9 protein-coding genes and 2 pseudogenes are annotated in these 14464 nt (G+C 42.0%); 5 read left to right on the forward strand and 6 right to left on the reverse strand.

Going from position 1 to position 14464, the window contains the following annotated elements; all coding sequences use genetic code 11:
• Positions 1 to 865 precede the first annotated feature (865 nt).
• Positions 866 to 3157, forward strand: a complete 2292-nt coding sequence (locus tag V7K53_RS10610; protein WP_335197469.1) for an amylo-alpha-1,6-glucosidase — start codon at positions 866 to 868, stop codon at positions 3155 to 3157.
• 182 nt (positions 3158 to 3339) lie between these two features.
• On the opposite strand, the gene V7K53_RS10615 is transcribed toward V7K53_RS10610, so the two are convergent.
• The 4 genes and pseudogenes from V7K53_RS10615 to V7K53_RS10630 all read right to left on the reverse strand — a co-directional run bounded on the left by V7K53_RS10615 (position 3340) and on the right by V7K53_RS10630 (position 5855).
• Positions 3340 to 4029 (reverse strand): DUF1877 family protein, encoded by a 690-nt coding sequence (locus tag V7K53_RS10615; RefSeq protein ID WP_335197481.1) that lies wholly within the window; start codon positions 4027 to 4029, stop codon positions 3340 to 3342.
• Between the two features lie 128 nt (positions 4030 to 4157).
• Positions 4158 to 4418 (reverse strand): annotated as a pseudogene (locus tag V7K53_RS10620) (hypothetical protein); the annotation flags it as partial.
• A 481-nt stretch (positions 4419 to 4899) separates the two neighbouring features.
• Positions 4900 to 5229: a DUF2973 domain-containing protein gene (locus tag V7K53_RS10625; protein WP_335197470.1), complete on the reverse strand. Its 330-nt coding sequence runs from the start codon at positions 5227 to 5229 to the stop codon at positions 4900 to 4902.
• Positions 5230 to 5537: 308 nt separating this feature from the next.
• Positions 5538 to 5855 (reverse strand): DUF2605 domain-containing protein, encoded by a 318-nt coding sequence (locus V7K53_RS10630; protein ID WP_335197471.1) that lies wholly within the window; start codon positions 5853 to 5855, stop codon positions 5538 to 5540.
• Positions 5856 to 6337: 482 nt separating this feature from the next.
• Between V7K53_RS10630 and thrS the strand changes: the two genes are divergently transcribed.
• From thrS to V7K53_RS10650, 4 genes are all read left to right on the forward strand, one after another.
• Positions 6338 to 8173, forward strand: coding sequence for a threonine--tRNA ligase (gene thrS, locus V7K53_RS10635; RefSeq protein ID WP_335197482.1), 1836 nt, complete (start codon positions 6338 to 6340; stop codon positions 8171 to 8173).
• 472 nt (positions 8174 to 8645) lie between these two features.
• Positions 8646 to 9137 (forward strand): cupin domain-containing protein, encoded by a 492-nt coding sequence (locus V7K53_RS10640; protein WP_335197472.1) that lies wholly within the window; start codon positions 8646 to 8648, stop codon positions 9135 to 9137.
• Positions 9138 to 9447: 310 nt separating this feature from the next.
• Positions 9448 to 9930 carry a hypothetical protein gene (locus tag V7K53_RS10645; RefSeq protein ID WP_335197473.1) on the forward strand — a complete coding sequence of 161 codons (483 nt, stop codon included), beginning with the start codon at positions 9448 to 9450 and terminating at the stop codon, positions 9928 to 9930.
• Positions 9931 to 10324: 394 nt separating this feature from the next.
• Positions 10325 to 11917 (forward strand): GMC family oxidoreductase, encoded by a 1593-nt coding sequence (locus V7K53_RS10650; protein ID WP_335197474.1) that lies wholly within the window; start codon positions 10325 to 10327, stop codon positions 11915 to 11917.
• Between the two features lie 118 nt (positions 11918 to 12035).
• On the opposite strand, the gene V7K53_RS10655 is transcribed toward V7K53_RS10650, so the two are convergent.
• Both V7K53_RS10655 and V7K53_RS10660 read right to left on the reverse strand, forming a co-directional pair.
• A complete protein-coding gene (locus V7K53_RS10655) occupies positions 12036 to 12245 on the reverse strand; it encodes a hypothetical protein (protein WP_335197476.1) in 210 nt (69 codons plus the stop codon).
• A 183-nt stretch (positions 12246 to 12428) separates the two neighbouring features.
• A pseudogene (locus V7K53_RS10660) lies at positions 12429 to 14464 on the reverse strand (HEAT repeat domain-containing protein); the annotation flags it as partial.

Here is a 14464-nt window from a genome sequence, read left to right on the forward strand (position 1 = left end):
CTGCGATATTCACATAACTTAATCAATGATTAGTGATTAAACTTAATCAATTAATTATCATAAATTAGTCTAATCAAATATCAAAGATTATTTAAAACAAAATCGTATACTAAATAAATGTTCTCTATATTCAACAAAAACTGTAAGTTCCACGTTTTTGCTGAGTATACTATATATCTTGTGTATTTGAAAGTTCAACGGCTAATAAATTAGCTCAAAATCCTCAGTTTTCAGTCTTGACTTCACGCTTATAAAATATAAATTTATCGACGAAAGACAGTTATTGCTGTTCGCGCAGCGTGTCGTAGACAGGGCAGTCTTCCTGCCGCCTCCTGCGGCTCGATTGAACGCTCGCCGAACGTCCTTCTGCATCCTTCAACAAGATTTGTTTATATGGATATAAGCGCTGCTATTTTGTCAGCAATATGTCAGGATTATTTTGGCTCGAATAGCTAAAACGAGTTTTAAAGAGCGTCTTTTTTTCGGAAATTGTGAGAATGAACAAGAAACACCAGAGATGAGGGCAAAAGGAAAACCCCATACTTACAGCGATTTTCAGATATTTAGACCAAGACTGAGACAGGGAGTATGAAGTGGGGAGGTAGTGTAGATGAATTACTTGAAAAGCACTGTAAAAGCAGGGCAAGATAACTGACCTGACTCCGCATCTTGTGCCTCTCTACGATACGCTGTTCTTTGTTTAAACTACGTGTCTCGACACAAATCTTTCTTTTTTCGACCTAAATAAATTTAGTTGCTCTGTCTCAAAGCAAAAGGGTATTTATTCTTTCCCTATGTCTCTTGGGCAACAGACTTCTACTCAAAAGACGACAAAAATATAGACCTGTACGCGGAATTTTGTCTAATGACCCCGGATATGCTAATGACCCCAGAAAAAATTTTTCTGGATGGAAAAACTTTTATTCCTGCCGAACAATTACCGATCCCGGAGTGGCCTTGTGTTGTGGCTGAAAGATCGCAACCGACACTAACGGTTAAAGATGATGATTTATTTTTTGTGACAGATACTATCGGGAATATTTCTGGCTGTTCCCTCAACGATGGCAATCCCAGTATGGGACTGTTTTGTTGTGATACGAGATTTCTCAATCGCTTGGAGTTACAAATTGAAGGGCGATCGCCTGTACTCCTCAGTAGTACTGCTGAGAAAGGTTTTGCACTCTCAGTTTTGTGTACGAACCCCAAAATCGACGAACGTCTGAAAGCCGAGACTATCGGAATTCGCCGAGAAATCGTGCTGAATGGGGCACTATTTGAAGAAATAGAAGTATCTAACTACAGCACAACCACTGTCAATTTTGAACTAAGTATCAGCTTTGATGCGGATTTTGTAGATTTATTTGAAGTTCGGGGCTATGACAGAGAAAAACGAGGTAGGCTTTTACGCCTAGTAGAACCGACGACTGAGGAAGGAACATTTTCTCACGTCGATGGTGTTGCACCAGTACCTAAAGAGCCATCTGTCTCTAGGGAAGAATCCTTAACACTCGCCTATCAAGGTTTGGATGGCTCGGTGATGGAATCCCGGATTTTATTCCAGCATTGGCAACCAGACTATTTCAAGGGTTACACTGCGGTTTGGCAGCTAGAGTTGGCTTCTCACGAAACTCAAAAGCTGGGCTACCGAGTGAATATGTTGAGAAACAATCAGTCCAGTTCAACCGTGAGTGCTGCCACTACCTTAGGACAAGCGAAAGCTGCTGAGTGGATGGAGGAGCAACACTGGGTACAACAAATTACCCGTATTAGCTCAGATAAGAGTACCTTCAATCGAGTGATTGAGCGGGCTGAACAAGATATGTATTTGTTGCGCCAATCTTTTGGTAAGCATAAGACTGTTTCTGCGGGAGTACCGTGGTTTTCGACGCTATTTGGGCGAGATTCGCTGATTACAGCTTCCCAAAGCCTGATGTTAAACTCGCAAATCGCCAAGGAAACTCTGATATTACTGGCGACATACCAAGGAAAAATTGACGACGAATGGCGCGAAGAAGAACCGGGTAAGATTTTGCACGAGTTACGTTTGGGAGAAATGGCTCGTTGTCAAGAGATTCCCCATACACCTTATTACGGTACTGTTGATGCCACTCCTTTGTGGCTGCTGCTCTATGCCGAACATTATGCTTGGACTCACGATGGAGAACTCCTAGAGCAACTTTGGCCCAATGCTCTAGCGGCAATGGAGTGGATCGATCGCAATACGAAACAAACCACTTATCTCAGCTACTTCCGTACATCGAAACGCGGTCTTGCAAACCAAGGTTGGAAAGACTCTGGCGACTGTATCGTAGACCGCAAGGGAGAATTAGCCAACGGGCCAATTGCCCTCTGTGAGGTACAAGCTTACGTCTATGCTGCAAAAATGCGCCTAGCAGAAATAGCTAGGATGAAGAAGCGGCTTGATTTGGCAGATCGTTGGCAAGAAGAGGCCAGAAATCTTAAGGTTCGGTTTAATCGAGATTTTTGGGTGGAAGACCAAGATTTCTGCGCCCTGGCTTTGGATGGAGAAGGTAAGCCAGTAGACAGTATTACCTCAAATCCTGGTCATTGTCTGCAATTGGGACTCTTCACAGACGAAAAAGCTCACAGTGTAGCAGAACGGTTGCGGGCACCAGATATGTTTAATGGTTGGGGCATTCGGACTCTAAGTAGTTTGTCACCCGCTTATAATCCTATGGGTTATCACATTGGTTCAGTTTGGCCCCATGATAACGCTCTGATCGCAATGGGATTGCGATCGCTCGGTCTTATCGATCAAGCCTTAGAAATATTCCAAGGTTTATTTGACATGACTGAGCAACAACCCTATCAACGTCCTCCAGAACTTTTCTGCGGTTACGAACGGAATGGTGATAATGCTCCTGTGCAGTATCCGGTTGCTTGTACTCCCCAAGCTTGGGCTACGGGTAGTGTTTTCCAACTACTGCAAATGATGGTCAACTTGGTGCCTGATGCTCAAAATAACTGCTTGCGAATAATCGACCCCGCTTTGCCAGAATCGATTAATCGCCTGTCATTTCATAATTTGCGAGTCGGCCCCACCATCCTCGATTTGGAATTTGAGCGTTCTGGGACTACGACTGCTTGTCGCGTTGCGAAAAAACGGGGTAATCTTCGAGTAGTTATTGAAGCTTAGAAAGAGAATAGGGAGTAGGGAATTAATTTACTACTCCCTATTTTATGATTTAGTGCGTAGGCGTAGCCCGTTGTAGACATCGCTTGCTGGCATAATCTCAAAATTGAGCCGCCGTAGATAACTTTTGCATCAACTCCAGGGTTTCCTTCAGTCCGTTGCAACTGAATTGTTAACCTACGGCATTAGTCTTGCATTTCCCACATGAAATCAACCCCGGAAAAACAACCGAGGTAGAGCAGCATACCTCTGGTTTCTTCAGCAGCTATTCTGTAGTACTCTGAAATACACTGAAATATATACCAATATTCATCTACTTTCTCATCCCATAATGTTCTGTAAACATCTGGATTCAGCACACAAGCTTCTTCATATCTCTTAGTAAACTCTTTTTCTGAAATTTGAAGCAGCGCTTCGGAGATTTGCTGAGTTTCTGAAGGAACAAGATATTTTACAGGGCCGAAATCTTTGAAACTACCTTTTGTTCCTTCAATTGAAGTTCTGCCCATCACCGCATTGATTAGCAATCGGTTGTTTTCCTCCTTTCGGGCAACAATAAAAGGTATCTGACATTCTTCCCACGAAGATATGTCCTCAGTTAGCAAGTAGTGAATTGCGTGCCAATATGAATCAATATCTAGTCTTCCAATTCTCCATTGCTCCTCAGCAATAAGAGCGTCTAGGTTATGATTAATTCCTTTTTTTTTAAGTAAGTAGGTAGATGTTGAACTTCTCCGGTTTCTAGGGCTTCTTTTGCATGAAGATACAAGTTCAACACATATAAATCTTGTTTCCCTATCCCTAAAATAGATGCGGATATTTGTTTGAAATTTCCCTCTATTCCCATACCTTATCTGTACCAGTGTATTTTGTATATCTGCTCAAATGAGATATTATACAGTTATAATTCAGACCTACATCTTGATGTGTGCCAGAATATTGCCTTGTTTAACTGCTGATTGCGACCACAGCATTGAAAGCTACCGCCCAGTCGCTTCGCTGGTGCTTCACAAATTATCTCATCACTCACACCATGCCGTTTCAAGCTCGCAATCAATGTCGAAACAGTATCACCCTCAAGTCGCTCAAGATCGGCTCGAAGTCCTTGTCCAATGTAAGCACGAACTAATGGCTGATAACCAGAAAACCCTAACAATGGTGCTACTCGCTTCAAATCCTCAATCACATCTTCGGGAATACGAATTGTGATTGTCGTCATTGGACGATTTTTATCGAGTCGCTTTTTTAAAACTTCAGCTTTCATAGTATTCACGTTACTTGCGCGTCCCTTTCCAAGGGAGATGAGCCGAATCATGTCGTTTTCACGCTCAATCTAGACGACTTACAAAAGATTCCATCGTCTGTCCAAGCCAATCACAGCATCTCGCTCCTCATCATTCCGGCTTGCATCAACCACCACTAGAAACGAATCGAAGAAAGCTTCTACGCCTTGCTGAGATGTTATACCGTCATGATAGCTAGGATTAATCCAAGCTTTCTCTTGGTTTCAAACGAAGGTGACACCATTAAGCACAAAAAAAACATCCATACCTCATAGTCTAGGTAAGATGTATTTACGTTGTCAATACACTTTGTTGTAAAAACTGTTAACTTACCCGCCTAACGATGCGATCGCCTCAAATTCAAAGATGATAATAAATTTCTACTAAAAAAAATTAAGGATGTAAAAACAACAATCATTTACACCCAAATTGCTAACAGACGCGATTAATTGCGTCTCTACGTTATACTTCTTCGGAATTATCTCTTTTATTTCCTGGGGATGCTTCGTAAAGTGCATCGAGATGTTGACGCGCATCTTCAACGTTAATCGAACGCATTACCAAAAGTGGCTCTTTAATTAAGTTTCCAGCGCTATCTAACAACTCTGGATGGGGTACAAACTGTTTTTTTGATGAATAATAACCATAGTTGCCTTGATTATTCATTGGCGAGGAATTTGTCGGGTAAGTTCGCTCCCGATCGAAACTGAACATAATCAGGTTACGAATTAAGTTGCCAACAGCTATAAATGCAAGGATTGTAAAAGCAAGAATGTAAAGCAGATGTAACATTTGATTTTCCTCCAGAACAGCAATTTTTAAAACTTTATTTTGTAACGCTTTGTTTCGCCGATACTGTACTCACAGTTAAGACGATTATTCTACGCACTTTTCAGGCGCTTACATTTATATGGAGCTATTTGTCAACCGTTATTCCACTTACGGTAGCATAGGATACATTATTTTGCTAATCCAGTTAATGTTAAGAAATTGTTAAGAGTTTTCTACTATCTTTTTAACGACTGATTTACCATCTTGCGTAGACGCTTCTTTGGTAAGTCAAGAGACATCGCTAAGTTGTCTGCCGAAATTTAGCGCGCTTAGACTTCACGTCCTTGACGAAAGCGCATTGCGACATTCCAACATTCTGTTACTAATTCATGCCAAGGTATTAACGTTGCCATATCAATTCCGACTTGTTTATCAGTTGCATTAAATAGCATCTTCGCCGTATTTAGTTCATCCTGTGCTTGCTTAACCCGCAAGAGCAAGTCAGATTGCTCTTGGTGACTCATAAATGAGAGTTCCTCAGTTTCGAGTAAATGGCGCGATCGCGTAAACCAATGCTGAAAATCTTCCAGCAGCGGATCTAAAACCGTTTTCAGCAACTCTGTCCCTGGTAAATTTGAGTCTGACATAAATGAGAGAGATATTTCAAACTTGCTTACTAATATTAACGTTATTTACGTTTCTTAATACTTTTTAGATTTCTCTCATAATTTCTGGATGTAAAATTTTGTAACAAAGGGCACAAAATTTATTATATAGTCTTGATATCTGGTTTGTACAGTGCCTTTGGAGAGGTAACTATAGGTATATATGACACCGAGTTGCAATTCATAAGAGAATTTAGCGCTCGCGGGCAATCCTGAATTTCCAACTCAGGTAACAAATCAAAAATTTATCTTTATTTTTGGATTGAAGAAGAATTCAGGAGTCAAAATTCAGGACTCAGAATCAAACCGCTACGCAAAGTTATTAGTTATTAGTTATTCGTAACGGACAAATGACAACGGACAAATGACAAATGACTACTTAACCAAAGTCGTTATAGTTGAATAAGCCTACAGATTCAGATAAATCACCCTTTGTAATCACTTCGCCAACGGTTCAGCAGCCAATGTCGCCAAATTCATCAAATCAGTCACAACAGTCAGAACAAGTCGAAAAAATTTATTTACCGCGTACCAGCGAATCGGAGAACTTAAAAAAGATTCGCCACACTGCTTCCCATGTAATGGCAATGGCGGTACAAAAGCTGTTTCCCAAGGCACAAGTTACAATCGGCCCTTGGATTGAAAACGGTTTTTACTATGACTTCGACAACCCAGAACCATTTAGCGAAAACGATCTCAAAGCCATCAAAAAAGAGATGGCGAAGATTATCAATCGTAAATTGGCAGTAATTCGGGAAGAAGTCAGCCGAGAAGAAGCCGAACGCCGGATTCAGGAAATTAAGGAACCTTACAAGCTAGAAATTCTGGCAGATATCAAGAACGAACCCATCACGATTTACCACCTGGGGAATGAATGGTGGGATTTGTGTGCGGGGCCTCATCTGGAAAATCTCAGTGAATTAAACCCGAAAGCAATTGAGCTAGAAAGCGTTGCTGGCGCTTATTGGCGTGGGGATGAAACTAAAGCCCAACTACAACGCATCTACGCCACCGCTTGGGAAAGTCCAGAACAACTCACTGAATATAAGCGACGCAAAGAAGAAGCGCTGCGGCGAGATCACCGGAAACTAGGTAAGGAACTAGGATTATTTATATTTTCTGACCAAGTAGGGCCGGGTTTACCTTTATGGACACCCAAAGGTACTTTGTTGCGGAGTACTTTAGAAGACTTCCTCAAGCAAGAACAGATCAAACGTGGCTACCAGCAGGTTGTCACCCCTCATATTGGCAGAGTGGATTTATTTAAAACCTCTGGACACTGGCAGAAATATAAAGACGATCTGTTCCCGATGATGGCAGAAAATGAGGAAGCTGCTGCACAGGAACAAGGCTTTGTTCTCAAAGCCATGAATTGCCCTTTTCACATCCAAATATATAAAAGCGAGTTGCGTTCCTATCGGGAATTACCGATGCGGCTAGCAGAATTTGGTACTGTTTACCGCTACGAACAATCAGGGGAATTGGGTGGTTTAACACGGGTGCGGGGTTTCACTCAAGATGATGCCCACATATTTGTCACCCCAGAACAGTTAGATAACGAATTCCTCAAGGTAGTCGATCTAATATTGTCAGTGATTAAGACTTTGCAATTGGGGAATTTCAAAGCACGACTGAGTTTCCGCGATCCAGCTAGTGATAAGTATATCGGTTCTGATGAAGCTTGGAACCAGGCTGAAAATGCTATTCGCCGCGCAGTTGAAACCTTGGGAATGGAACATTTTGAGGGAATTGGGGAAGCGGCTTTTTACGGGCCTAAACTAGATTTTATTGTCAGTGATGCCCTAGAACGGGAATGGCAATTAGGAACTGTACAAGTAGATTACAACTTGCCAGAACGCTTTGATTTAGAGTACGTTGCCGAAGATGGTGTTCGCAAACGCCCTGTGATGATTCACCGTGCGCCTTTTGGTTCGCTGGAACGGCTAATTGGGATCTTAATTGAAGAATATGCAGGTGATTTTCCTTTGTGGTTAGCGCCAGTGCAAGCTAGATTATTACCCGTGGGTGACACACAGCTAGACTTTGCTAAAGATGTAGTGGCGAAGATGCGTGCATTGGGCATCCGTGCAGAAGTTGATACCAGTGGCGATCGCTTGGGTAAACAAATTCGCAATGCAGAGAAAGAAAAAATACCCGTGATGGCAGTGGTGGGAGCCAAGGAAGTGGAAACCAATACCTTGAGTATCCGTACTCGCGCTTCTGGGGAATTGGGAGTTATCCCTGTCGATGAGGTAGTGGATAAGATAAGGGATGCGATCGCTAAGTTCGAGAATTTCTAAAATCTAGCCGCAGACGCACACTAATCATAATTGGTGTGCGTTTTGTCTAGTAGATTAGATTATTGGCTAGCTGGTAGGTTTTGGCAAAGGTGCGATGTCTATGACGAGCTTCTCTACGAGACGCTACGCGTAGCTTGCTTCACGAAGGGTACGCTTACGTAGCATATTTAATATCAAAGACTCATTAACGGAGTTCAAAGGTGGATTCATCCATGACCACCAAACAGACATAAATAAAAATTTTTGCATAAATTGATTTAAACCTACTGATAATACTATATAGTGCTGAATTTCTCGCAGTTATGAATGTTGAGAAATTTATATTTAACTTGCAAGCTTTTCAGAGTTAAGCAATTAATAAATACATATATATAGGTAGACTTAACCCTGTTTTTATTTTGAACCAATAACTTCTAATTAATATTGAAGCACGGTTTAATTTATTAACCACAAATAAAGGAGAGTAATTATTATGACAGTCAATTTTAAATCTATGTTAGTTCCGCCAGGTCAGGGTTCCACATATTTGGTGCTAGGTGACTTATATACCATTCTGGCTACAGGAAAAGATACAAATGGAGAGTATGGGGTATACGAGATTGTGATGCAACCGCAAAGCGTTATACCACCTCACAGCCATGACCAAACGGACGAAGCGCACTACATTCTTGAGGGAGAGGTTGAGTACCAGATTGGCGAGCAGACTATCGTTGCAACTCCCGGAACCTTCCTGAATTTTGCCAAAGGTCAATGTCATAGTTTTAAGAACATTGAGTCAAAACCTGCCAAAATACTGAATTGGGTTACACCAGCAGGGGGTGAGCAGTTTTTTGTAGAGGCAGGGAAACCTGTAAGCTTACCTTTGAATGACGAAGAACGCTCTCTTTTGGGCGTTGTGAATCCCGCCGACTTTGAAAAAGCCGTTGTCATTGCCTCGAAGTATGTTCAATTTCCGACAAATTGAGGAAAAGTAAAATCTTTCAAAGAAAGCAGGAAGCAGAGTTATCAGGTGAATTCATGAGTCTTGAATACTCATTAACGGAGTTCAGAGGTGGATTCACCCAGTTTAAAAATCCATTTTAATTTTAACTTTTCACTAGATTTTGCAGGTCAGAAAGTATCACAGACAACAAAACTTTTCTCAATCACCACACTCAAGAAAACTTTTCGAGTTATTCAACACTGTTAGGATTGATTTAAAGACTTGTGGAATCTGCTCTTCCTAAACAGACTGGACTTGCATAAATTACTGTCAATAATTTTTGACTCACATCATGAACCGCTTTACCTCTATTTTGCTCGCCGGCTTGATAGCATCTGCTTCAGCTTTGGCTATTTCTCCAAAAGTTGATGCTAGTACACCAGCGTATGATGTTGCTCAGTTAGATAGCTACAGCTATCAACGCAACGATGATGGTAACTACGAACGTCATAGTCGTCACCATAGAAATGATGACTATGACCGCCAGAACGATCTTCGGAACATTCGTGACAACGATCATCGCCGTTATGAACGCGAGAATAATCGCCGTTATGAACGCGATAATAATCGCCGTTATGACCGCGAGAATAATCGCCGTTATGAACGCGAGAATAATCGCCGTTATGACCGCGATAATAATCGCCGTTATGACCGCGATAATAAGCGTCGTTATGAACGCGAGAATAATCGCCGCTATGAACGCGATAATAACCTTCGCAACATTTATGACAATAACCGTCGCTATGAACGCGATCGCGACTGGGGTCGTGGTTAATTCCTTTGCCTATTTATTAAGCTTAGTTCCAGGTGAACTGAGCATTGATTCTACCTGGTAGTAGGACAAACGCAATCTCTTTTTCCACTCATTCTAATATCTGACTTTTTACTCTTATCTAGAAAACTTCGCTTCCATTCCCTAGTAAGGAAACTTTCTCAGGGTTTAGGTTTAGCGTTAGCTTTTCTATCTGACGTGAAAGGTCAGATTTTTTTTATTAAATTAATAATTTATCCTTAGCCTAGACTCATTAATGGAGTTGAGAGGGTGGATTCACGCAGTTCAAAGACTTTATTCTTTTAGTTGAGAGACAAACAAGAAATATTGCAGTCACAGAATTATATGATAAAAAAAGTATTTCTCTAGAAAAGTTGTCATTAACAAAGAGAATATTATGAGTGAATATGATTATGTTGTCATTGGTGCAGGCTCGGCGGGCTGCGTTGTTGCCAATCGGCTAACAGAAGACGGTAAAACAACCGTATTATTACTCGAAGCAGGTAATCCAGCTACCTTACCAGAGCATCAAGTTCCTGTAGACTGGATAAAACTATGGGGTACTGAGGTTGACTGGGCATATTTTACGGAAGAAGAACCGTACCTAAATAACCGCAAAATCTATTGTCCGCGCGGGAAAGTCTTGGGTGGCAGCAGTTCGATCAATGCCATGATTTATATTCGAGGCAATCGGCATGATTACGATCGCTGGCAAGAATTAGGCAATCATGGTTGGAGTTACCAAGATGTGTTGCCATACTTCAAGAAATCTGAAAACCAGCAGCGTGGTGCATCCGAATTTCACGGTGTTGATGGATTATTGAATGTCACAGATCCCATTGCTCCTAGCATGACATCACAACTATTTGTGGAAGCAGCCGTCGCACTAGGCTATGAGCGCAATCCTGATTTCAATGGCGTACAACAAGAAGGTGCAGGACTTTATCAGTTAACAGTTAAAGATGGTAAGCGACAAAGTACAGCAACTGCATTTCTGCTGCCAATTCTCGATCGCCCCAATTTAACAGTTACCACTGGTGCATTAGTGACTCGGCTACTGTTTGAGGGAACGCGCACTATTGGAGTCGAGTATCTGCACGAGGGAACAATACACCAAACCTTTGTAAATCAGGAAGTTATTCTCAGTGCTGGTGCGTTCGATTCACCTAAACTGCTGATGCTCTCTGGAATTGGGAATGCAGAACATCTGCGATCGCTAGATATTCCTGTAGTTGTTAATTTGCCCGGTGTCGGTCAAAACCTCCAAGATCATCTTCATGTCGGCGTTGCACACCAAGCAACTCAGGATTTACAACCTGCCTTAACCAGCAATATCGCTGAAGCTGGATTATTCTTGCATACTGAAGGTCGTTTAGATGTTGCACCAGATTTGCAGTTTCACTCTGGCCCTGTTTTGCGGACACATCCTGCATACTCCCGCGAAGGCCCAGGATTTACTGCTACAGCCTGTCTGACTAATCCCCAAAGCCGTGGTCATCTCACCTTGCGTTCTGCTTCGCCCAATGACCCAGTTGTAATCAGGATGAATTATCTCAAGAGTGAATCCGATTTGCAAAAGCTGCTTGCAGGGATCAAAATTATCCGCCAGATATTCCAGTCAAATGTATTTGATGAGTTCCGAGGCGAGGAAGCTGCTCCCGGTGCTGAAAATAAGAGTGATGAAGCTCTCCTCGCTTACATCCGGGAAACCTGTGACACTGTATACCACCCTGTCGGCACTTGCAAAATGGGAACGGACTTAGATTCAGTGGTAGATCCCGAACTGCGGGTACATGGTGTTGAAGGGTTGCGTGTTGTAGATGCATCCATTATGCCAACTATTACCACGGGAAACACCAATGCACCCACAATTATGATTGGCGAAAAGGCAGCAGATTTGATTAAAGCTAGCAATCGGGTTTTAACGCAAGTGCCCTTAACGACTGGCGTAGATGCAGAGCGGCTTGTGGTCAGACATCGCTCTGCCTAAATTTATATGTTTTAAGCTGCGATCGCAATATATTTAATATCAAAGACTCGTTAACGGAGATAAAAGGTGGATTCATTCAGTTCAAAGACTCGTTAACGGAGATAAAAGGTGGATTCATTCAGTTCAAAGACTCGTTAACGGAGATAAAAGGTGGATTCATCCAGTTCAAATACTCGTTAACGGAGATAAAAGGTGGATTCATCCAGTTCAAAGACTTGTTAACGGAGATAAAAGGTGGATTCATCCAGTTCAAAGACTTGTTAACGGAGATAAAAGGTGGATTCATCCAGTTCAAAGACTCGTTAACGGAGATAAAAGGTGGATTCATTCAGTTCAAATACTCGTTAACGGAGATAAAAGGTGGATTCATCCAGTTCAAATACTCGTTAACGGAGATAAAAGGTGGATTCATCCAGTTCAAATACTCATTCACGAGTATCAAAGACTCATTTTAATTGAATCAAGAATTTGCCCTCAGCCTATAAGTCTCTTTATTAATTACGAATTAATATCACGACCTTGGGCGCAACAATTGCACGAAGGTATCACTCACGGTATGGTCTTTGGTATCGGCGGCGTATTGAACTAATTTTTCCTTCAGTTCTTTCGCTGCATCTAAGGGGAGTAAGGTTGCTAGCAAAAAGTAGACACCACGAAAACGGGGGTCATCCATGTGGTCAAGGAGACGGTTTTTAGCTTCCTCACTCTCGCCAAGAAAGCTTTGCACCAAAAAGAAATCCATAATTTTATCGTGGCGGAAATACCATTCTCTCTTGGCTTCGCCTTTTTCGTCTTGCCACTGACGGCTGACAACCATTTTATATTTATCGTCTTCCAATGACTGTAAAGCTTGGTAAAATTCATCCGCAGGTAAAGCCTGTTCATCCTTCAACCGCATTTGATAGACAGCATCGGAGAATTTTTTTAATGGAAATTCCTGGTTCCATTCTTGCAAATATTCTGCTGCCATCAATTGATATTGATGTTGTTGCAAGTGAAACAAATCGGGGTATTCGCCTTGGGATAGCATCAGGGCTACCACAGTTAAATCCATTGGATTAGAGAGAACCTTCTCAATCGCGCTTAATTCTTGTGGTGATTGCTGATTAGTGAGGGCTTTGGTTAAAAAACTAGCAGTGGCTTGCTCATAATTAGTACCTTGAACTTTGGCATTTTTGGGCAGTCGTGGCTGACGGGAAATCAGAAATTGCTGAATTTGTGGTTCCTCAAGGGGCAGCAATTTATATATTTTGGCTGTTGAGGGTGGTGTCCACTCTAGGGGTTGGGTGGTCATGATGATGTTACCCCGAAAATAGCTTTCGGCAAACTGACAGATTTTTGCCCTAGTATCGGCGGTAACTTCATTGAGTCCGTCAATGCAGATATCTAATGCACCACTGTAAATTAAATTCTTGAGAAAATCAGCATCTTGTGCTTGTCCGTGCAACTTGGCTTGAATTGCCTCAATTACCCCTTTGTCACACTTGTGTGCAGGTAGATAAACCACAAGCCGCCCAGAAGTTTTTACCAAATAGCGCAGAAACATTGACTTACCCAAGCCGGAATCACCTTCCAAGATGACTTGTCCTTTGATGTTAGGTAGCACTTGGGTAATTGGTACGGGTTCCTCTACACCGGAAACTTTCACTTTAGAATTTGGGAAGTAAGCTTCGGGGTTAAAATTATCTAACCCGGCATCGGCTAGTAGGGAAGGCTTGAAGGGTTCAAATAACTTTTCGCGGAAAAAGGGAACCCAGGTGAGAATTAAGCCGACGTAGCCAATACCAAGAATGCGCCTCACCCAAGGATTCCAGAAAAAGATGGCTTGAACTTGGGGAAACTTGGGATAAGCGAAGATGAGGACTAGCCAAAAGGCAGCATGAATCAAAATAGTAGTTCTGGCGTTGAACAACCACTGCCAAGTTTTGAGGTTAACTATGACTGATTGCAATGAATCAGCTTCGTTGTAGCCAGCTTTTTTAAGATTGTTGTAGTGAGTTTCTAGAATACCAATATCTTGTGGTTGCCAAGAGACTTTTCTCGCAACTACAGCAATTTGCTTTGCTAAGTCTTCGCGTAATTGTGCTAAACCTTGGCTAGGTTCCCAGACTTGGGCAAAGATTTTGAGAGTTTTATCACCGCGATCGTGGCTTAATGAAACAGGAATTGTTTTAGTCTCAGGAAAACCTAGCCATGTCAGCAGTGTTTTGACTTCATCAGTGCCGCCACCCAGAAAATATGTCAAAAATCGCCACTGTGCATATTCTGATTGACCATCGTAATAGATGCTATCCAAAATTACAACAATATTATTCAGGTCGAATTGTTCTATCTTTCCCAATGCCGATGCTGCACTGGAACGAACTTCTTTGTCAACGGTTTTATCCTTAAGGATGTCAGCGATATCTTTGACGTAGGGTTTGGCTGCCTCCCCCAGATTTCCCAATCCCACTGCTGCACTGGAACGAACTTCTTTGTCAACGGTTTTATCCTTAAGGATGTCAGCGATATCTTTGACGTAGGGTTTGGCTGCCTCCCCCAGATTTC

Source organism: Nostoc sp., from assembly GCF_036917355.1.
GTDB lineage: Bacteria > Cyanobacteriota > Cyanobacteriia > Cyanobacteriales > Nostocaceae > Nostoc.

Excerpts from the sequence above, each read along its gene's own strand:
- V7K53_RS10625 (WP_335197470.1), bottom strand. The coding sequence starts at position 5,229 with ATGTTACATCTGCTTTACATTCTTGCTTTTACAATCCTTGCATTTATA.
- V7K53_RS10650 (WP_335197474.1), top strand. The coding sequence starts at position 10,325 with ATGAGTGAATATGATTATGTTGTCATTGGTGCAGGCTCGGCGGGCTGC.
- V7K53_RS10655 (WP_335197476.1), bottom strand. The coding sequence starts at position 12,245 with ATGAATCCACCTTTTATCTCCGTTAACGAGTCTTTGAACTGGATGAAT.
- V7K53_RS10630 (WP_335197471.1), bottom strand. The coding sequence starts at position 5,855 with ATGTCAGACTCAAATTTACCAGGGACAGAGTTGCTGAAAACGGTTTTA.
- V7K53_RS10640 (WP_335197472.1), top strand. The coding sequence starts at position 8,646 with ATGACAGTCAATTTTAAATCTATGTTAGTTCCGCCAGGTCAGGGTTCC.
- thrS (WP_335197482.1), top strand. The coding sequence starts at position 6,338 with ATGTCGCCAAATTCATCAAATCAGTCACAACAGTCAGAACAAGTCGAA.
- V7K53_RS10610 (WP_335197469.1), top strand. The coding sequence starts at position 866 with ATGACCCCGGATATGCTAATGACCCCAGAAAAAATTTTTCTGGATGGA.
- V7K53_RS10645 (WP_335197473.1), top strand. The coding sequence starts at position 9,448 with ATGAACCGCTTTACCTCTATTTTGCTCGCCGGCTTGATAGCATCTGCT.